General features: G+C 71.5%; 21 protein-coding genes. 8 read left to right on the forward strand and 13 right to left on the reverse strand.

Features of this window, described 5'->3' with window-relative positions; all coding sequences use genetic code 11:
* Position 1 precedes the first annotated feature (1 nt).
* The 4 genes from ACFV1J_RS19490 to ACFV1J_RS19505 form a co-directional block, all read right to left on the reverse strand.
* Positions 2–376, reverse strand: coding sequence for a hypothetical protein (locus ACFV1J_RS19490; RefSeq protein WP_385859719.1), 375 nt, complete (start codon positions 374–376; stop codon positions 2–4).
* Between the two features lie 74 nt (positions 377–450).
* Positions 451–831 (reverse strand): roadblock/LC7 domain-containing protein, encoded by a 381-nt coding sequence (locus ACFV1J_RS19495; protein WP_385859721.1) that lies wholly within the window; start codon positions 829–831, stop codon positions 451–453.
* A gap of 70 nt (positions 832–901) precedes the next feature.
* Complete coding sequence (locus ACFV1J_RS19500; protein ID WP_385859723.1) at positions 902–1,750, reverse strand: hypothetical protein; 849 nt, start codon at positions 1,748–1,750, stop codon at positions 902–904.
* A 44-nt stretch (positions 1,751–1,794) separates the two neighbouring features.
* Complete coding sequence (locus ACFV1J_RS19505) at positions 1,795–2,178, reverse strand: hypothetical protein (RefSeq protein ID WP_385859725.1); 384 nt, start codon at positions 2,176–2,178, stop codon at positions 1,795–1,797.
* A gap of 558 nt (positions 2,179–2,736) precedes the next feature.
* On the opposite strand from ACFV1J_RS19505, the gene ACFV1J_RS19510 reads away from it, so the two are divergent.
* Positions 2,737–4,377, forward strand: coding sequence for an alpha/beta hydrolase (locus ACFV1J_RS19510; RefSeq protein ID WP_385859727.1), 1,641 nt, complete (start codon positions 2,737–2,739; stop codon positions 4,375–4,377).
* Positions 4,378–4,507: 130 nt separating this feature from the next.
* On the opposite strand, the gene ACFV1J_RS19515 is transcribed toward ACFV1J_RS19510, so the two are convergent.
* The 3 genes from ACFV1J_RS19515 to ACFV1J_RS19525 all read right to left on the reverse strand — a co-directional run bounded on the left by ACFV1J_RS19515 (position 4,508) and on the right by ACFV1J_RS19525 (position 7,087).
* Positions 4,508–5,335 carry a TIGR02452 family protein gene (locus ACFV1J_RS19515; RefSeq protein WP_385859730.1) on the reverse strand — a complete coding sequence of 276 codons (828 nt, stop codon included), beginning with the start codon at positions 5,333–5,335 and terminating at the stop codon, positions 4,508–4,510.
* A gap of 102 nt (positions 5,336–5,437) precedes the next feature.
* Entirely contained in the window at positions 5,438–6,190 is a 753-nt protein-coding gene (locus tag ACFV1J_RS19520) for a lysophospholipid acyltransferase family protein (protein WP_385859732.1), read from the reverse strand.
* A 141-nt stretch (positions 6,191–6,331) separates the two neighbouring features.
* On the reverse strand, positions 6,332–7,087 hold the full coding sequence (locus ACFV1J_RS19525; protein ID WP_385859735.1) for a type 1 glutamine amidotransferase domain-containing protein: 756 nt from the start codon (positions 7,085–7,087) through the stop codon (positions 6,332–6,334).
* A gap of 153 nt (positions 7,088–7,240) precedes the next feature.
* Between ACFV1J_RS19525 and ACFV1J_RS19530 the strand changes: the two genes are divergently transcribed.
* Both ACFV1J_RS19530 and ACFV1J_RS19535 read left to right on the forward strand, forming a co-directional pair.
* Entirely contained in the window at positions 7,241–7,930 is a 690-nt protein-coding gene (locus tag ACFV1J_RS19530) for a hypothetical protein (RefSeq protein ID WP_385859737.1), read from the forward strand.
* A 268-nt stretch (positions 7,931–8,198) separates the two neighbouring features.
* Entirely contained in the window at positions 8,199–8,630 is a 432-nt protein-coding gene (locus tag ACFV1J_RS19535; RefSeq protein WP_385859739.1) for an SSI family serine proteinase inhibitor, read from the forward strand.
* A gap of 44 nt (positions 8,631–8,674) precedes the next feature.
* Here ACFV1J_RS19535 and ACFV1J_RS19540 read toward each other — a convergent pair whose 3' ends face one another.
* The 5 genes from ACFV1J_RS19540 to ACFV1J_RS19560 form a co-directional block, all read right to left on the reverse strand.
* Positions 8,675–8,833: a hypothetical protein gene (locus ACFV1J_RS19540; protein ID WP_030414632.1), complete on the reverse strand. Its 159-nt coding sequence runs from the start codon at positions 8,831–8,833 to the stop codon at positions 8,675–8,677.
* A 116-nt stretch (positions 8,834–8,949) separates the two neighbouring features.
* Positions 8,950–9,909: a cytochrome c oxidase assembly protein gene (locus tag ACFV1J_RS19545; RefSeq protein ID WP_385859743.1), complete on the reverse strand. Its 960-nt coding sequence runs from the start codon at positions 9,907–9,909 to the stop codon at positions 8,950–8,952.
* 138 nt (positions 9,910–10,047) lie between these two features.
* Entirely contained in the window at positions 10,048–11,073 is a 1,026-nt protein-coding gene (locus ACFV1J_RS19550) for a 6-phosphofructokinase (protein WP_385859745.1), read from the reverse strand.
* Between the two features lie 171 nt (positions 11,074–11,244).
* Positions 11,245–11,973, reverse strand: coding sequence for a type 1 glutamine amidotransferase (locus ACFV1J_RS19555; RefSeq protein ID WP_261954208.1), 729 nt, complete (start codon positions 11,971–11,973; stop codon positions 11,245–11,247).
* 37 nt (positions 11,974–12,010) lie between these two features.
* Complete coding sequence (locus ACFV1J_RS19560; protein WP_385859747.1) at positions 12,011–13,249, reverse strand: MurT ligase domain-containing protein; 1,239 nt, start codon at positions 13,247–13,249, stop codon at positions 12,011–12,013.
* 182 nt (positions 13,250–13,431) lie between these two features.
* Here ACFV1J_RS19560 and def point away from each other — a divergent pair, with 182 nt between their 5' ends.
* Positions 13,432–13,992: a peptide deformylase gene (gene def / locus ACFV1J_RS19565; protein ID WP_385859749.1), complete on the forward strand. Its 561-nt coding sequence runs from the start codon at positions 13,432–13,434 to the stop codon at positions 13,990–13,992.
* Between the two features lie 45 nt (positions 13,993–14,037).
* Here the strand turns inward: def and ACFV1J_RS19570 are convergent, their stop codons facing one another.
* Positions 14,038–14,685, reverse strand: coding sequence for a TetR family transcriptional regulator (locus ACFV1J_RS19570; RefSeq protein WP_385859751.1), 648 nt, complete (start codon positions 14,683–14,685; stop codon positions 14,038–14,040).
* 159 nt (positions 14,686–14,844) lie between these two features.
* Between ACFV1J_RS19570 and ACFV1J_RS19575 the strand changes: the two genes are divergently transcribed.
* From ACFV1J_RS19575 to ACFV1J_RS19590, 4 genes are all read left to right on the forward strand, one after another.
* A complete protein-coding gene (locus ACFV1J_RS19575; RefSeq protein WP_362145282.1) occupies positions 14,845–16,071 on the forward strand; it encodes an acyl-CoA dehydrogenase family protein in 1,227 nt (408 codons plus the stop codon).
* Between the two features lie 353 nt (positions 16,072–16,424).
* Positions 16,425–16,550 (forward strand): hypothetical protein, encoded by a 126-nt coding sequence (locus tag ACFV1J_RS19580; RefSeq protein WP_385859754.1) that lies wholly within the window; start codon positions 16,425–16,427, stop codon positions 16,548–16,550.
* Between the two features lie 287 nt (positions 16,551–16,837).
* Complete coding sequence (gene gcl / locus ACFV1J_RS19585; protein ID WP_385859756.1) at positions 16,838–18,619, forward strand: glyoxylate carboligase; 1,782 nt, start codon at positions 16,838–16,840, stop codon at positions 18,617–18,619.
* Positions 18,620–18,775: 156 nt separating this feature from the next.
* A partial coding sequence (locus tag ACFV1J_RS19590; RefSeq protein WP_385859758.1) for a TIM barrel protein occupies positions 18,776–19,302 on the forward strand: 527 nt, incomplete at its 3' end.

The following is a 19,302-nucleotide window of genomic DNA, read 5'->3' on the forward strand; positions in this document are numbered from 1 at the left end:
ATCACACCTCCAGATCGGCCTCCAGCCGGGCCAGGCGGTGGCGCGCCAGCGCCAGATTGGCGCGCTTGCGGTCCAGCACCAGATAGAGGAAGAGCCCGCCGCCGTTCTTGCCGGTGACCGGCCGGATGATGTGGTACTGCGAGGTCAGCGTGATGAGCATGTCCTCGATCGCGCCCTGGAGTTCGAGCATCTCCATCGTGCGCATCTTGGCGCGGACGACATCGGTGTTCCCGGCCGCGGCGATGTTGAGGTCCAGGGCCTGGTTGTCGCCGAGCGTGGCCAGCGCCATGCCGCTGGTGTAGTCGACGAGGGCGACGCCTATCGCGCCTTCGATGGTGGACATCGCGTCGGCGAGGGCGGATTCCATCTGAGCCATGAGGAGTGGGACCTTTCGAAGGGGTGAAGGTGGAGCGGTGTGCGGTGGACTACGGGGACCTGCGGCGGACCGGCCTACCGGCGCGGGGGCGCGTCGACGAGCGCCCCGATGCGCTCGGCCGCCCGCCTGGCCTGCAGATGGAGCCGGCCCACATTGGTGTCCGGGCCGGTCACGGCGGTGAGCACGGCACGGCGGCCGGCCGAGTAGGCGGCGATGTAGCCGTCGGTGCCGCGGGTCAGGGACTCCTCGAACGCGCCCTGCCCGGTCGCCTCGGTGAGCCGCTTGGCGACCCCGATGGCGGCGGCGGTCAGCGCGGCCAGCCCGTCCGGTTCGATGTCCGCCAGATCGTGGGCGATCACCATGCCGTCCGCGCTCGCGACCATGCCGCCCTGGAAATGCCGCACTTGACCGCGCAGCGTCAGTAGTTCGTCCCGTATCCGGGGTTCGATCGTCATCAGTCTCCTTTTCGTGGCCCGCCTTCCGAGGGCGCGCCTCATGCCGTGCACGGTCTTCGCGGGCAAGGGGTCACAGGTTCTCCTCCAGTGCCGTACGCAGTCGGACAAGGAGGGCAACGTCCGGGTCCCGGGTGTCGAGGAGTTCCGGCACCGGTGGTTGCCAGGTGGGGGTCCGGCATCCGCCGGCGCCCGGCGGCGGGTGGCCGGCGAGTCCGGCGCCCGGCCGGCGGCGGGGCAGCCCGGCCGGTGCGGACGGCATCCGGACCAGACCGGCCGCGGCGAGCCGGCGGATGTCCAGCAGCGTCACGAACGCCGACTGGCCCAGGGCGCGGGCGAGTTCACAGGGGGTGTGCCGGCCGTCGGCGTGCGCGAGCAGCCGCCGTTGCCGCGGTGTCGTACCGGCCGGAGCGCCGGGACGGGCCGGTACGACGGGCTGGGAGTCGACCGCCGCCCAGGGGCGCAGCCGGTCCAGCAGCGCCCGGCGGCGGGCCGTCGCCCGCTGGAGGTCGCCGGCGCTGATCGGGCGGACGACACCCAGCCAGTGCCCGGTCCCGGGGGTGAAGGACGTGGTCTCGGGCGGCAGTGGCAGCGCGAAGAACGCCGCGTCGAGCAGGGCGGCGAGATGGCATATCTCCAGCTCGCCCTGGGTCAGCCAGCCCTCGCTGACCAGGAACCGGCCGCCCTGCCGTGCCGGCCCGGCCGTCTCGACCGCGTACCGCCAGCCCTGCGGCGGAACCCTCCCCGCCGCGCTGAGCCGCACCTCGATCCCGGGCGCCGCGGCACCTTCGACCCAGGTGACCGCGCCGTCGAGGAGGTAGACACAGCCGTGCGGGCCCCGCAGCGCGCCGGTGACGCGCTCGGCGGCACACCGGTCGAGCAGCCCGGCCGGGCCGGGCGGGGGAGACGGGGGCAGGCCCATGGCTGGTTCCCTCACCGTTCGTGCGAACTGGCCGCGCCGGGCCGTCAGGACGCGACCAGTCCTGCCGCCAGGTCGCGCAGCCGCATCCGGGCCACGGCGAGATTCGCCTGCGCACGGTCCAGCCACAGGTACAGATACGTCTGGCTGTCGAAGGCGGTGTGCACGAAGCGGATCAGGTGGTAGCTGCCGGCGGCCGTGATGATCAGGTCCTCCAGGTCGGGCGTGGCGGCGCCGGCGGCGTCGAAGGTGGCATTGCGCGCCACCGCCTGGACGACCTCCGCGGTGTCCGCGGCGGCCGCGTCATGGTCCCCGTGCGGTGCCTGGCCGGCCGTCCCGAGCGTCAGCCCGCTGGTCCAGTCGATCAGTCCGGCCCCCAGGACGCCGGGGATTCCCATCGCCTGGGCCAACACCTGATCGATACCCGGCACTTCGGATCTCCTTCGCGAGGGCTTGGACGACGGCTCGGACGACGGGGCGGCGTTCCGCGCGGGTGGAAACGCCGAAGCCCTCCCGGGTGGCGGTGAGTGGGAGAGCCTTCACGGAAGGTTACTGAAGGTGTGCGCGTGGCACATGCCTCGTGGGCAGGTTCAAGGCAATTGACGCGTTCTCGCCCCTCGACGGTGCCGCGGCAGCCAGCCGGACGGTCGCCGGGAGGTCGTGACGGCACCCGCAGCGCTCCGTCCTGGCGTACCGTCAGATGGCCCTTCACCAGGGCGAGTTGCCTCCGTCGGAAGGCTCCGTGCGCCGTACGCAACACCGCCCGCACAGGGTTTCCGGTACTTGGCCGGAAAGGCAGGGTTCCGCCGTGACCTCCGGCCAGCGCCACCACCGAAGACCCGGGGGCCGGTAACTGCCGGAAACCTACAGCTTGGTAAAGAATTGCCGGTCCGACCTGTTCAGGAGGGGCACGCAGACGACAGGATCCCTCCGTAGGCCTGTGATCAACGCCGCCACAAGTGGCGCACCATGCAGGGGGAACACACCACGTGAGAAAATCAGCAGTGCTCGGCGCCGCCGGCACCCTGGTGACCGGGGCTCTCCTCGCCACCGCGATAGCCACACCCGCCAGCGCGGGGGAACACCACAAGAAGGGCCGGGCCGAGGCCCGCGGAGTCCAGATCGCCGCCGCGCGGGCGGCCAAGAAGGGCATCCACTGGCAGGACTGCCCCGCCGACTGGGGCCTGAAGTCGCCCGTCCAGTGCGGTTTCGTCACCGTCCCGGTCGACTACGCCCGGCCCAACGGCCGCACCATCAAGATCGCCGTCGACCGCGCGGTCAGCACCGGCGGCAAGCAGGAGCGTCAGGGCTCCCTCCTCTACAACCCCGGTGGACCGGGCGGTTCGGGCATGCGCTTCCCGACCCGCATCACCAACAAGAACCCGCTGTGGGCCAAGACCGCGAAGGCGTACGACTTCGTCGGCTTCGACCCCCGCGGCGTCGGCCACTCCGCCCCGATCTCCTGCATCGACCCGCAGGAGTTCGTCAAGGCGCCGAAGGCCGACCCGGTGCCGGACAGCGAGGCGGACAAGCGCGCCCAGCGCAAGCTCGCCAAGGAGTACGCGGACGGCTGTCTGGAGCGCAGCGGCGCCCTGCTGCCGTACATGACCACCGCGAACACCGCCCGCGACATCGACGTGATCCGTGCCGCGCTGCACGAGAAGAAGCTCAACTACCTGGGCGTCTCGTACGGCACCTACCTCGGCGCCGTCTACGCGACGCTCTTCCCGGACCACGTGCGCCGGATGCTCGTCGACAGCGTCGTCAACCCGTCCCGCGAGAGCGTCTGGTACCAGGCCAACCTCGACCAGGACATCGCCTTCGAGACCCGCTGGGGCGACTGGCGGAAGTGGGTCGCCAAGAACGACGCCGCTTACCACATCGGCGACACCCCCGAGAAGGTCCAGGCGGCCTGGGAGCAGCTGCGCGCCACCGCCAAGAAGAACCCGATCGGTGGCGTGGTGGGGCCGGCCGAGCTCACCGGCTTCTTCCAGAACGCGCCGTACTACGACTCGATGTGGGCCACCGTCGCGCAGGTCTGGAGCGCCTACCGCGCCGGTGACCCGAAGCCGCTGATCGAGAACGCCGGCCCGGACCTCAAGGACACCGCGGGCAACATCGCCGCGGAGAACGGCAACGCCGTCTACACGGCCGTCGAGTGCACCGACACCAAGTGGCCCACCAGCTGGCAGAAGTGGGACCGCGACAACACCCGCATCCACCAGCAGGCCCCGTTCATGACCTGGTCCAACGCCTGGATGAACCTGCCCTGCGCCACCTGGCCGGTCAAGCAGCAGCGTCCGGTCGAGGTCCGCACCGGCAAGGGCCTGCCCAGCGTGCTCATCGTGCAGAGCACCCGTGACGCGGCGACGCCCTACGACGGCGCCGTCGAACTGCACAAGCGATTCGCGGGCTCCCGTCTGATCACCGAGCGGGACGCCGGTTCGCACGGCGTCACCGGCCAGGTCAACCCCTGCATCAACGACCGGGTCGACGCGTACTTCCTGGAGGGGAAGACCGACGCCCAGGACGTGACCTGCGCCCCGCACGCCACGCCGAAGCCGACCGCCACGCCGGCCAAGGCCACCGCGGCGGCCGCGGGCAAGGCCGACCTCCCGGCAGCCCGGTGACCCGGTAGCGACACCGGAATATCCAGCAGAAGAGGGCGGCCGGGAATCCTCCCCGGCCGCCCTCGCCGTGTTCTCCCTGGGCCGTGCCCTCCGTGTGGTCCCACCCGGTGCGCCCGCGCGCCCGGGGTGCTCAGACCGCGAACGCCTCGGCGAAGGCGGCCCTGGTGGGGGAGTCCGTGCGGCGGTCCAGCACCGCGAACACCACCCGGTCGAACCGGTCCGCGAACCGGCCGGCACCCCGCAGCTGCGCGGCGAACGCCCCTGCCACATCGGCGGGTTCATTGCGGAACACCCCGCACCCCCAGGCGCCGAGGACCAGCTGACGGTAGCCGCCGGCCGCCGCGACCTCCAGCACCCGCTCCGCCCGTACGGCCAGCGCCGCCGGCACCCGCCCCGCCTCGGCCGGCCGCTGCCGCGCGATCACCCCCGCGTTCGGCGCCGCCGCCGTCAAGAAGCCCGCCTCGTACGGCACTTCGAGCAGCGAGCCGCGATCATCCCGGAACACCGGCACGCCCGGCGAGAGGATCACCCGGTCACTGTAGAACGGGCTCGGCGCGGCCCGGTGCGCCGCATAGAACTCCGGCACCTCACGCACACACGCGTACAGCGCCGACCCCCGGCACAGCGCCTCCTCCTGCGCCTGCGCACCGTTGAGATACCCACCGCCGGGATTGCGCGCCGAGGCGAAGTTCAGCACCGCGACCGGCCCGCCGCCGCTCCCGGCCAGCCGTCGCCCGGCCGTCAGGCTGCCTTCCCCCGTCACCTCGAACGCGGTCTCCCGGCCGCCGTCCGCCGGCTCCGGCACCGCGACCGGCTCCGGCCCGTACAGCCGCGTGCCGGCCCGGGCCCGCGCCACCTGGTCCGCGATCTCCACCAGCCGCCCGCTCGGCGCCCGGTACACCCCCTGCGCAACGATCCGTTCGGTCTCCTGCGCCATCCCCCGCAAACGGGCGCTCATCGACGGCACCCTTCTTCCCACGTCATCATGGTGATCACGGTAGGCGTCGGGGGTGCGGTGCGCGATCGAATAACGGCCGGCCGGCCCGGCCGGCAAGGAACGTCAGGGGGCTTCGGGCGGGTTGCGCGGTGCCGTGCGCCGACGGCGCCCCTGCGGGTGCGTCCGGTCCCGCGCCTGCGCCTGCGCCCGCGCCTTGGCCTCGGTGGCGTACAGGTCGACGTACTCCTGTCCGGAGAGGGCGAGGATCGCGTACATGATCCGGTCGGTGACGGCGCGCAGCGCGGTGTGCTCGTCGGCCAGGCCCGCGTACCGGGAGAAGTCCAGCGGTGCGCCGAAGCGGATGGTGATCCGCACGGCCCGCGGCAGCCGCCGGCCCGTCGGCTGCGCCTCGAACGTGCCGATCACGGCACAGGGGATCACCGGCACCCCGGCCTGCAGGGCCATCGCGGCGACACCGGTGCGTCCCTTGTAGAGCCGGCCGTCGTGCGAGCGGGTGCCCTCCGGGTAGATCCCCAGCAGCCGGCCCTTGCGCAGCACGGCCAGGCCCGAGGCGATCGCCGCCCGGGAGGCGCGGCCGCCGGACCGGTCCACCGGGATCTGCCCGACCCCGCGGAAGAACGCCGCGGTCAGCCGCCCCTTCAGCCCCGGCCCGGTGAAGTACTCGGACTTGGCGAGGAACGTCACCCGGCGCGGCACGATCGCCGGCATCACGAAATGGTCGGCGAACGAGAGGTGGTTGCCGGCGATGATCGCGGCGCCCTCCTCCGGGATGTGCTCGAGGCCCTCGACCCGCGGCCGGAACACCAGTCGCAACAGCGGCCCCAGCAGGACGTACTTGAGCACCTGGTAGAACACGGGCGGCTCCCTCCGCGGCCGAGGAGGAGGTGAGTTTATGAGCAACTGCCGCTGGGGGTAACCACCCTGAGGGGGGATCGATGCCGTCGGGGCCGGGCCACCGGCCGCACCGGAACGCACCCCGACGACTGCCGCGCGCCGTCAGTGGGGTGCGGCCTCCAGGAGGGCCAGGAAGCGGCGGGCGAAGAGGTACGCGTCGCCCGGCCAGCGGGCGGAGAGGTAGTTGCCGTCCTCGACCACGAACGCGGGGGAGTCGTCGGTCGCGGTGCCCCGGGCGGAGAGCGTCCGCGGTCCGCGCGCGAACTGCGTGTCCGGGGCGTCCAGCGCGGCGCGGACCTCGTGCTCCACGTACGCCGGGTACGTCCGGTAGTAGCGGCCGAGACGCCAGGCGGTGGCCAGATAGGCCGAGCGTTCCATGTACCTGGGCAGACAGGTCGTCCGGCGGTCCGCGAGCAGGCTGCGGCCGGTGGCCGGGTCGGTCGTCCGCGCCAGGACCAGGACGCCGTGGCAGATCGCGCCGACCGGACGGCCGAGCGCCCAGAACCTGCCGACCTGCCGCCGCAGCGCCGCCGAACCCAGATACTGCCGCATGCCGGGCGCATGGCCCCCGGGCAGCAGCAGCCCGTCGTACCCGTCCGGGTCCAGCTCCGACCAGCCCACGGTCGCCGCGAACTCCTCGCTCCGGGTGAGCTCTTCGTAGTACCGCCGGGCCTCCGGCGCGGCGCCGAGCCGCCCGAAGAGGACGCCGGTCAGCAGCCGTGGATCGCAGGCGGGGCGGGTGCCGGCCCGCTCGGTGGCGAGGACGACCTCGTGTCCGGCATCGGTCAGCAGCCGCCAGGGCACGGCGACCTCGGTGACATCGAAGTCGCGGTCGGGGACCGGCATCAGTACGCGCACGCGGACATCATCGCAGGTCCCGCCGAGCGCCCGGCAGCGGGTTTGGCATCCCCGGACAACTTTCAACTCGCCCTGAGCACCCCGTAGTTGGGTTCCCGTACTGACCGGCAAGCGAGCCCGGGCCAGGTCCCGGGCCGAGGACAGGAGCCCTAGATGTCCCGCAAGAGGAGAGTCACCCGGCGCCAGAAGATCGTGGTCGCGGTGAGCGCCGCGGCGCTGGTGGGTGGTATCGCCATCGTCACCACCGGCACCAGCCAGGCGTCGGTGGCCTGCGACGGACTGGCCACCGCCCTGAGCAACAACCAGAAGTTCATCGCCGATCAACAGGCCCATCCGGACGCGCAGTCGGCGGCGCGGATCGCCAACCGGCAGGCGGTGATCAAGGAGATCCAGGTCAAGCAGCAGGCCGCCGGCTGTAGTGGGGGAGCGGGCGGGGACCAGGCGGGCGCGCCACCCCAGGGCGGTGCGCCGCCCCAGAGCAGTGCCCCGCCCGCCTCCGAGGCACCACCGGGTTCCTCGGCCGACCAGAGCTCCTCGGCCGCCCCGTCGGGATCGGCCGACCCGTCGGCGGCCGGTGACCCGCCGGCGGCCGGTGGCGACGTGGTCTGCCCCGGCTCGACGGTCACCCTCTCCGGCGAGGGCGGCGCACCGGCCGCCTCCAGCAACCAGTTCCCCACCGGCACGAAACTCAAGGTGACCAACCTGGACAACAACAAGTCGACGATCGTGTCCGTGACCTCGACGTCGGGCAGCTGCGCCCTGCTCAACAACGCGGCGTTCGAGCAGGTACGGGAGGCGGGCAAGTTCCTGATCCGGCACGCCCGTATCGAGCGCGTGGGCTAGCCCGGGCCTGATGCCCCGGCGTGTGAGCCGGGGATGCGTGCCCGCAGCCCCTTCATGAAAACCCCTCCGGTCCGGTGGCCGGTGACGGAGCCGCCTCCTCCGTCACCGGCCACCCTCTTCCGTACGGGCCGGGGCGGACCGATGGGTCCGAACCGGCGAAGGGGCGGCCCGGGAACGGCCCCGTACGGGCGACCGCACGGCGTGGCCGCTTGTGTGTCGGGGTCCGGCGGGGTGGCCTGAAGCCCCCCAGCGTTCCCAGGAGGCATCGATGCCCGTGCACCACCGACGCCGCACCGCGGGTGTCGCCGTGCCCGCCGCCGTGGTCGCGACCGTGTCCGCCGCGCTGGCCGGTGCGTTCTGCGCCGCCCCGGCCCGCGCCACCGAACCGCCGCCGCCCGCCGCCCAGGGCCTGCTGCTGACCATCTCCGGGGACCACGACACCTGGATCCGCGGGGTGCGGCTCTCCTGCCCGGACGTCTACGGCAGGCACCCCCACGCGGCCGCCGCCTGCGACGCGCTGACCTGGGCCCGCGGCGATTTCGACGCGCTGCCCGGCGAGCCGCACGCCTGCACCCGGCAGTACGACCCGGTCACCGTCAGCGCGACCGGCAACTGGCGCGGCGGGCCGGTGAACTGGCGCAAGGAGTTCCCCAACGCGTGCACACTGGACTCCGCCACGGGGCCGGTCTTCCGCTTCTGAGGGCGCGGTGGCGTAAGAACCCGGGTGACCCGCCGCGGCCTCCCTCAGTTCGGCCGGGCCGCCACCACCCCGACCGTCACCACGGCCAGGATCACCCAGCAGAACCAGAGCCAGCCATTGGCACCCAACGCCACGGTGTAGGCGGTGGCGGCCACCAGACCGGTCACCGTGCACACGGCCATCGTCCTCACAGATCCGGGCATCCCGCATCCTCCTTACGGCGGCCCGGAGCCAGGCAACGCAGCGGGCCGCGGCCATGGGACCATCGTCCCCGGCCGCGGCCCGTACCGCCAGACGGTCGACCCGCCCGTTCGACGCCCTACCGCCCCCGTGCGTTGAGCGAGGCGAGGTACGCGTTGTAGTCGGCGAGGTCCTGGTCGCCGTTGCGGTCGGCGGCCCGGTCGGCGCGCTGCGACTGCCGCTCCTCGGACTTGTACCACTGGAAGACCAGCGCGATCAGCACCACGACGGACGGGATCTCGCTGAACGCCCAGGCGATGCCGCCGGCGGCCTGCTGGTCGGACAGCGCCTCGATGCCGAGCGAGGCCGGCAGGTGCAGGAAGGTGTCGACCATCGGCTCCGAGGCCATCATCAGCGCGATGCCGAAGAAGGCGTGGAACGGCATGCCCGCGAAGAGCTCCAGCATCCGCATCACATAGCCGGGCCGGTGCGGCCCCGGGTCGACGCCCATGATCGGCCAGAAGAAGACCAGGCCGACCGCGAGGAAGTGCACCATCATGCCGAGGTGCCCGGCCCGGGACTCCATCAGGAAGTCGAACAGCGGCGAGAAGTAGAGCGCGTAGAGGCTCGCGATGAACAGCGGGATGGTGAAGGCGGGGTGCGTGATGATCCGCATGTAGCGGCTGTGCAGCAGCGCCACCAGCAGTTCCCGCGGGCCCTTGCGGCCGCGCCCGGCGGTGGGCAGCGCCCGCAGCGCCAGCGTCACCGGCGCGCCGAGCAGCAGCAGGATCGGCGAGAGCATGCTCACGATCATGTGCTGGACCATGTGCACGCTGAACATCACCATGCCGTAGTCGTTCAGCCCGGTGCACATCGCCAGCGCCACGGTGGCCACGCCCAGGACCCAGGCGACGACCCGGCCCAGCGGCCAGGCGTCGCCCCGGCGCCGCAGTCGGAGCACCGCCCAGCCGTACAGCCCGAGGGCCAGCAGGCAGCCGACGAGGAAGACCGGATCACCACCGAACGCGAGGCCCCGCCCGAGCGTGAACGGCGGTAGATCCATCTGCATGCCGTCCATGCCGTGCCCGCTGTGATCCATCCGCTCGCTCCTGATTCGTACCAATGCTCCGGCGACAAGCGTAGAACCGCCCCCGGCCGTGATCGCGGCCGGGGGCGGGTCGTACGGCGGGGAACTACCGTGCGGAACGGGCGGGCGTGCCGTGCGCGGTGGCCGGGGTCACAGCACGCACTCGGCCTCGTCGTAGCGCGCGGCCGGCACCGTCTTCAGCGTCTCCACGGCCTCGGCCAGCGGGACCAGCGTGATGTCCGTGCCGCGCAGCGCGGTCATCATGCCGAACTCGCCGCGGTGCGCGGCCTCCACGGCGTGCCAGCCGAAGCGGGTGGCGAGCACCCGGTCGTACGCGGTCGGGGTGCCGCCGCGCTGGACGTGGCCGAGGATGACCGGCCGGGCCTCCTTGCCGAGGCGGTTCTCCAGCTCGACGGAGAGCTGCCGGGCGACCCCCGCGAACCGCTCGTGCCCGTAGATGTCCTTGCCGCCGACGTCGAACGACATGGTGCCCTCGCGCGGCTTGGCGCCCTCGGCGACCACCACGATGGCGAACTTCTTGCCGGCCTCGAAGCGGGCGGACACCCGCGCGGTGAGCTCGTCGATGTCGAAGGGACGCTCCGGCACCACGATCGCGTGCGCACCGGCCGCCATGCCGGAGTGCAGCGCGATCCAGCCGGTGTGCCGCCCCATCACCTCGACGATCATGACCCGCTGGTGGGACTCGGCGGTCGTCTTGAGCCGGTCCAGCGCCTCCGTGGCCACGCCCACCGCGGTGTCGAACCCGAACGTCACGTCGGTGACCGCGATGTCGTTGTCGATGGTCTTCGGTACGCCGACGATCGGCAGCCCGGCGTCCGACAGCAGCCGCGCCGCCTTCAGCGTGCCCTCGCCGCCGATCGGGATGATCGCGTCCAGGCCCAGCTCGGCGACATGGCCGCGGGCCCGCTCCACGCCGTCGCGCAGATGGGCCGGCTGCACCCGGGACGACCCGAGGATGGTGCCGCCGCGGGCCAGGATGCCGCCGACGGCATCGAGGTCGAGCTTGCGGTAATCGGCCTCCAGCAGGCCCTTCCAGCCGTCGCGGAAGCCGATCACCTCATCGCCGTGGTCGGCGGTGGCACGGTGGACGACGGAGCGGATGACGGCGTTCAGACCGGGGCAGTCGCCGCCGGAGGTGAGGACACCAATACGCATTGCTCGAAAACCCTCTGCAACTCAACCGGGGGGCCCGGACCCCGTCGTCCGGTTGGATCCCGCTCACCCTACAAGCGCGGGGCGTCCGGGCACACGTACGCCCGCAGTGCGGACTGCGGGCGTACGAAAAGCCGCGAAAGGCCGTGAAACCCCCGCGAAGGGGGCGCCGGCTCAGGCGGGCTGGGTCGCGGCGGCGATCCGCTCCTGTCGGAGCGCCTCGTACCAGCGGTCTTCCACCGGCGGCAGCGCGTTGACGTCCAGCGCCAGCTTGATCAGCAGGTCGGCGATGTGCGGGTTACGGGCCATCACCGGACCGTGCATGTACGTGCCGAAGACGGTGTCGTTGTACGCGCCCTCGTAGCCGTCACCGACCCCGTTGCCCTTGCCGAACCGGACCTTGGCGAACGGCCGGGCGGTCGCGCCCAGATGCGTCACGCCCTGGTGGTTCTCGAAGCCGGTCAGCGGCGGCAGCCCCAACTGCGGGTCGATGTCGGCGAGTACGTCACCGACGCACCGCTCGCCCTCGCCGCGGGTGGAGACCACGTCCAGCAGCCCCAGGCCCTGCTGCCGCTCACCCAGGTCGTTGATGAACTCGTGGCCCAGGATCTGGTAGCCGGCGCACACCGAGAAGACGATCGCGCCGTTGGAGACCGCGCGGCTCAGCCCGCCGTCGCGGATCAGCCGCTCGGAGGCCAGCCGCTGCGGCCGGTCCTCACCGCCGCCGATCAGGTAGATGTCACCGGAGGTGGGGATCTGCTGGTCGGAGCGCACGTCCAGGCGCTGGACGTCCAGACCGCGCTGGCGCGCCCGCCGCTCCACCACCAGGGCGTTGCCCTGGTCGCCGTAGGTGCTCAGCAGGTCCGGGTAGATCCAGACCAGGCGCAGGCTGTTGTCACTCATGCGTGCTCGTCCTTGTCGTGAGGGTGGCTGGATCACGTCAGTTGCCCACGCGCCGACGCAGGTCCTGGAAGGCGGTGTAGTTGGCGATGACCTCGATACGGCCGGGCGGCGCCAGTTGCACCGCCTCGTCGAGGCTCTCGCACACCTGGAAGTCGAGACCGGCGACCTCCAGCCGCACCGCCAGGTCCAGCTTGCGGTCACCGAGCACGAAGATCGGGTGCCCGGCGAGCCGGGTGTAGTCGACGTCCCACAGCCACGAGGTGTCCGTACCGTCCGCGCCGCGGGCGTTCACCGACATGATCACCGGGGTCGGCGGCGGGTCGATCAGCGAGAACGTCTCCAGCCAGCCGGCCGGGTTCTTCGCCAGCAGCAGCCGCAGCTCGCGCTGCTGGAACGTGACCACGTCATAGCGGCCGGCGACCGCCTGCACCGAGAACATCCGCTCCAGGGCCACCTGCGGCGGCACCCCGAAGGCCGCGGCGACCGCGGCGGAGGTGGTCGCGTTGGCCTTGTTGGCCCGGCCCGGAAGCTGGAGCTTGATCGGCCAGGCGCTGCCGTGCGGGTCGAGGACGTGGTCGCCGGAGAGCGCCCAGCTGGGCGTCGGACGCCGGAAGCCGCACTCGCCGCAGAACCAGTCCTCGCCCGGCCGCTGCATCACACCACCGCACGAGGGGCAGGACCAGGCGTCGTCCTTCCACTCCTGCCCGGCGGCGACCCACACCACGTTCGCGGACGACGAGGCCGCCCAGACGATCAGCGGGTCGTCCGCGTTGGCGATGATCAGCGCCTTGGAGCCGGCCAGTCCCTCGCGCCACTTCTCGGCCAGCATCCGGGTCTCGGCGGCCCGGTCGAGCTGGTCGCGCGAGAGGTTCAGCAGCGCTATGGCCTTGGGCGTGACGTCCCGGGCCACCCCGGCGAGGTACTTCTCGTCGACCTCGATGACGCCGTACTTGGCGTCCGAGCCGCCGGCCAGGGCGGAGGTGATGCCGGCGGGCATGTTGGCGCCGAGCGCGTTGGAGACCACCGGGCCACTGGCCCGCAGCGCCTCCGCGATCAGCCGGGTCGTGGTGGTCTTGCCGTTGGTCGCCGACACCAGGACGACGTCCAGGTGCCGGGCGAGCCGTGCCAGCAGGTCAGGGTCGAGCTTCAGCGCCACCCGGCCACCGATCACCGATCCGCTGCCGCGGCCCGCCGCGCGCGACACCGCCGCCGCGGCCTTGCCCGCCGTCACGGCCAGCTTGGCCCGCGGCGACAGCGGCTCCGTGTTGCCTGCCATGGTCCTAGATCCTCCTTGCATCCGGCGCCCGGCGTGCGGCTGCCGGTGGAACGCCCCCTCCGCAACCGATGACCGGCCGGAGGCTTCGGTCGGGGATCAGCCTATCGAGATCCGGCGGCGGGCCCGAACCCCGCCACCCGTCCGGCGACATCCGGCGGTGCCCAGGACCGTACGCTTGCCCCATGCGCCTCCGCACCATCCCCGGCAGTTCCGGCCGGCCCCGCCCGCTGCGTCTGCTCGGCGATCCGGCCCTGACCGGGCCCTGTCAGGAGGTCACCGCGTTCGACGAGGAGCTGGCCGCGCTCGTCGAGGACATGTTCGCGTCGATGTACGCCGCGTACGGCGTCGGGCTCGCCGCCAACCAGATCGGCGTCCCGCTGCGGGTGTTCGTATACGACTGCCCCGACGACGAGGACCGCCGCCACCTGGGGCACCTGGTCAACCCCCGGCTCGTCGAGACCGACGGACCGGTGATCCGGGGGCCCGAGGGGTGCCTGTCGCTGCCCGGTATCGAGGCCGGCACCCCGCGCTACGACCGGGCCGTGGTGACCGGATTCAGCGCGTCCGGCGAGCCGCGGACGGTGACCGGCACCGGCTTCTTCGCCCGCTGTCTGCAGCACGAGTGCGATCACCTCGACGGCGGCCTGTACGTCGACCACCTCACCGGGCTGCGCCGCCGCCGGGTGCTGCGCGCCGCGGCCCGGGCACCGTGGGCCGCGGACGCGGAGACCTCCGGCCGCTGAGCGGCCGGCCCCCCAGCTGTCCTCTGTCCCCGCTGCCCGCCGTCCTCAGAACCCGGGGCTGTCCTCGCGGTCCTTGATCGTGGCCAGCTGGCCCCACAGCAGATCGGTCAGGTGCTGGACCAACTGCTCGCGCGAGCACGGGCGTTCGCGCAGCCACCAGTCGCCGGCGCCGTGCATCATGCCGACGATGCCGTGGCCCCAGACCCGGGCCCGTTCCTCGCCGCCGGGGCCGAGGTCGAGCCGTTCGATGATCACGGTGGCCAGCTCCTCGCCGAGCCGGCGCAGCAGCGGAGCGGCGTGCCGCCCCACGTCGAAACCGGACTCCGACGGGGTGTTCTCGTCCGCCGGGTGCATCAGGAAGCGGTACACCTGCGGGCGGGTCTCGATCGCGAGGAGATAGGCGTCGAGGGTGGCCTCGACCCGGTCGCGGCGCAGGACCGGTGCGTCCAGCGCGGTGCGCAGATTGAGCAGCAGGGCGTCGGTGTGGCGGACGGCCAGGGCGCGGTACAGACCGCCCTTGTCGCCGAAGTGCCGGTAGAGGATCGGCTTGGTGATGCCCGCCTCCGCGGCGATGGCGTTCATCGAGGCGTCCGGGCCGTCGCGCAGCACGATGCGCTCGGCGGCCTCCAGCAGCTCCCGCCGTCTGCGCTCGGTCGCCGAGTGCCGACGGCCGCTGTTGTCTGTGCTCTCCATGGTCGTGCTCCCCACCCTTGTGAATCCGCGGCGCTCGCGCAACGTAACACCCGATCTTCGCCGGTCATCCGGCACAGGGGGAGTTGACATCGCTTACTGACGAGTAACACACTTCGCGTTACCGCTAGTAACACGAGAAATGCCTGCACTGGAGGGGACATGGCCGAGTTCACCATGGAGCTCAACGACGAGCAGAAGGAAGTCCGTGACTGGATTCACGGCTTCGCCGCGGACGTCGTGCGCCCCGCCGCCGCCGAATGGGACGAGCGCGAGGAGACCCCCTGGCCCGTCATCCAGGAGGCGGCGAAGATCGGCCTGTACTCGCTGGACTTCTACGCCCAGCAGTTCTTCGACCCCACCGGCCTGGGCATCCCGATGACCATGGAGGAGCTCTTCTGGGGCGACGCGGGCATCGCGCTGTCCATCGTCGGCACCGGCCTGGCCGCCGTCGGCGTCCTCGCCAACGGCACCGAGGAGCAGATCGGCACCTGGGTCCCGCAGATGTACGGCGACGCGAACGACGTCAAGGTGGCCGCCTTCTGCTCCTCGGAGCCCGACGCCGGCTCCGACGTCGCCTCGATGCGCACCCGCGCGGTCTACGACGAGGCGAAGGACGAGTGGGTCCTCAACGGCACCAAGACCTGGGCGACCAACGGCGGGATCGCCAACGTCCACGTCGTCGTCGCGGTCGTCGACCCCGAGCTGGGCTCCAAGGGGCACGCCTCCTTCATCGTCCCGCCGAACACCCCGGGCCTCTCCCAGGGCCAGAAGTTCAAGAAGCACGGCATCCGCGCCTCGCACACCGCCGAGGTCGTCCTGGAGGACGTCCGCGTGCCCGGCCACTGCCTCCTCGGCGGCAAGGACAAGCTCGACGAGCGCCTGGCGCGGGCCCGCGAGAAGGCCAAGGCGGGCGGGGAGAGGGTGAAGAACGCCGCGATGGCGACGTTCGAGGCGTCCCGCCCGGCCGTCGGCGCGATGGCCGTCGGCACCGCCCGCGCCGCCTACGAGGAGGCGCTGGAATACGCCACGACCCGTGAGCAGTTCGGCCGCCCTATCATCGACAACCAGGGCGTCGCCTTCCAGCTCGCCGATATGCGCACCCAGATCGACGCGGCCCGCCTCCTCGTCTGGCGCGCCTCCTGGATGGCCACCACGGGCAAGCCCTTCACCTCCGCCGAGGGCTCCATGTCCAAGCTCTTCGCGAGTGAGACCGCCAAGAAGGTCACCGCCCAGGCCATCCAGATCCTCGGCGGCAACGGCTTCACCCGCGAATACCCGGTCGAGCGCATGCACCGCGACGCCGCGATATACACGATCTTCGAGGGCACCAGCGAGATCCAGCGCCTGGTCATCGCCCGGACGCTGTCGGGAATGCCGATCCGGTAGCGACCGTCCCGCCGTGGGGGCGGCAGGGCCGTACTGTGTCCGGGTCGGCCGTGCTGCCTTCACGGGAATGATGCGCAGGTGCGGTGGGCGTGGTTCGTCGTCCTCGGCATCATCGGTGCGGCCCTCGGTGGAGGTGGTGCCGCATCCCCAACTCGCATGTCGGACAAGGTCACTGCGGCCGCGAGGCAGGAGCAGCAGGCTAAGGGCGATGCCAAGTCGACGGCCGGAGAAGGTAGTTCGGCTACTGGGCAGAGCAACCTGGCGGGGGAGAAGCGTCGTTCGGCACCTGAAGGAGAAGCTCAAGGCGCCCGCGTTCCAGGCCGACCGGCGCAAGGCGTTCGTCAACGAGCATCATGGGGCCGCACCAGAGCGAAGGGAAGCTCATCGCCAGCGCCTTCGCCGATTGGAAGGACTCCAAGAACGGCCCTGTCACCGTCTATGACGCCAAGGGGGAGATCCTCTCCAACGGCAACTTCTAGTCCGGTTCCGGTCCGGTTCCGGTAGGGAACCGGACCGGTTCCGATTCGGACACCCCGACGCCCCGTCGCGAGCAATCGCGGCGGGGCGTCGTCGTTTCTGCGGCCGAACCGCCTTCGGTGCCTCTTGCTGCAGGTCGTCCGGTCGGGCCGGCCGGTCTCCCCTTGACGGCCGGTTCCCCGCGCTCTACTTTCCTTCCATAAAGCAAAACATTGCTTCCACGATACGGAATCAGGTGTCCCGGCTCTTGCCGGGGTCCGCCCGTGACAGGTCGACGCAGGAGTACGCGATGCCTCGAATGACAGCCGCCCGCGCCGCGGTGGAGATCCTCAAGCGTGAGGGCGTGACCAACGCCTTCGGAGTGCCGGGCGCCGCGATCAACCCCTTCTACGCCGCGCTCAAGGGCGCCGGCGGGATCGACCACACGCTGGCCCGTCACGTCGAGGGCGCATCGCACATGGCCGAGGGCTACACCCGGACCCACCCGGGCAACATCGGCGTCTGCATCGGCACCTCCGGCCCGGCCGGCACGGACATGATCACCGGTCTGTACTCCGCGATCGGTGACTCCATCCCGATCCTCTGCATCACCGGCCAGGCGCCGACCGCGGTGATCCAGAAGGAGGACTTCCAGGCCGTCGACATCGCCTCGATCGCCAAGCCGGTCACCAAGGCCGCGACCACCGTCATGGAGGCCGCCCAGGTCCCCGGCGTCTTTCAGCAGGCCTTCCACCTGATGCGCTCCGGCCGTCCCGGCCCGGTCCTGATCGACCTGCCGATCGACGTCCAGCTCACCGAGATCGACTTCGACCCGGAGACCTACGAGCCGCTGCCGGCCTTCAAGCCGACCGCGACCCGTGCGCAGATCGAGAAGGCCGTCGCGCTGCTCAACGAGTCGGAGCGCCCGCTGATCGTCGCCGGCGGCGGCATCATCAACGCCGACGCCTCCGACCTGCTGGTCGAGTTCGCGGAGCTGACCGGCATCCCGGTCGTCCCGACGCTGATGGGCTGGGGCATCCTCGCCGACGACCACGAGCTGAACGCCGGCATGGTCGGTCTGCAGACCTCGCACCGCTACGGCAACGCCAACTTCCTGGAGTCGGACTTCGTCCTGGGCATCGGCAACCGCTGGGCCAACCGCCACACCGGCAAGCTGGACGTCTACACCCAGGGCCGCACCTTCGTCCACGTCGACATCGAGCCCACCCAGATCGGCAAGATCTTCGCCCCGGCCTACGGCATCGCCTCGGACGCCAAGGCCGCGCTGGAGCTGTTCGTCGAGGTGGCCAAGGAGCTCAAGGCCGCCGGCAAGCTGCCCGACCGCGGCGCATGGGCCGCCTCCACCCAGGAGCGCAAGGCCCGGCTGCAGCGCCGTACGCACTTCGACAACATCCCGATGAAGCCGCAGCGCGTCTACGAGGAGATGAACAAGGCCTTCGGCCCGGAGACCCGCTACGTCACCACCATCGGCCTGTCCCAGATCGCCGGCGCGCAGATGCTGCACGTCTACAAGCCGCGCCACTGGATCAACTGCGGCCAGGCCGGCCCGCTCGGCTGGACCATCCCGGCCGCGCTGGGCGTCGCCACCGCCGACCCCGAGACGCCGGTCGTCGCCCTCTCCGGTGACTACGACTTCCAGTTCATGATCGAGGAGCTGGCGGTCGGCGCCCAGCACAAGATCCCCTACGTCCACGTCCTGGTGAACAACGCCTACCTCGGTCTGATCCGCCAGGCACAGCGCAACCTGGACATCAACTTCCAGGTCAACCTGGAGTTCGAGAACATCAACTCGCCGGAGATCGGTGTCTACGGCGTGGACCACGTCAAGGTCGCCGAGGGTCTGGGCTGCAAGGCCATCCGGGTCACCGACCCCAACGAGCTGGGCGCCGCCTTCGAGGAGGCCAAGAAGCTGGCCGCCGAGTACCGCGTCCCGGTCGTCGTCGAGGCCGTCCTGGAGCGGATCACCAACATCTCGATGAGCGGCAGCGACATCGCCAGCGTCAACGAGTGGGAAGAGCTCGCGACCGAGCCGGGGCACGCCCCGACCGCGATCAAGCCGCTCAAGTCCTGACGCCGGACCCGGCCCGGCGTTCCGCCGCCGGGCCGGGTCCGGAGGCGAACCGGGCGCGCTCTTGACCGGCGCGCCCGGCCTGGCCACTATCCCGTAGCACGGATATACCGTATCGAAGAAATCCAGTTCCACTATCCGGAAGGAGCGCCGGCCCTTATGGGTTTCACGGACACGCGCTTCAACGTCAATCTGTCGATCCTGTTCACCGAGCTTCCGTTGCTGGAGCGGCCGGCGGCCGCGCGGGCGGCGGGTTTCACGGCGGTGGAGCTGTGGTGGCCGTGGGTGGACGCCCCGGTTCCGGACGAGGCGGAGCTGGCCGCGCTGCGCTCGGCGCTGACCGATGCCGGTACGCGGCTGGTGGGGTTGAACTTCTACGCCGGTCAGTTGCCGGGTCCGGACCGGGGTGCGCTGTCGCTTCCGGGTGAGGAGTCGGAGAAGTTCCGGGCGAATGTGCCGGTGGCGATCGAGTTCGCCCGTTCGCTGGGCTGCACGACCTTCAACGCCCTGTACGGCAACCGCGTCGAGGGCGTGGAGGCGGCCGAGCAGGACAAGCTGGCGTTGGAGAACCTCGTCTTCGCGGCGCGGGCGGTGGCCGAGGTCGGCGGGACGCTGCTGATCGAGGCACTCAACGCCCCGGAGTCCCCGAAGTGCCCGATCGTCTCGGCCCCGAAGGCCATCGAGAT

The organism is Streptomyces sp. NPDC059649, from assembly GCF_042734445.1.
Classification (GTDB): domain Bacteria; phylum Actinomycetota; class Actinomycetes; order Streptomycetales; family Streptomycetaceae; genus Streptomyces.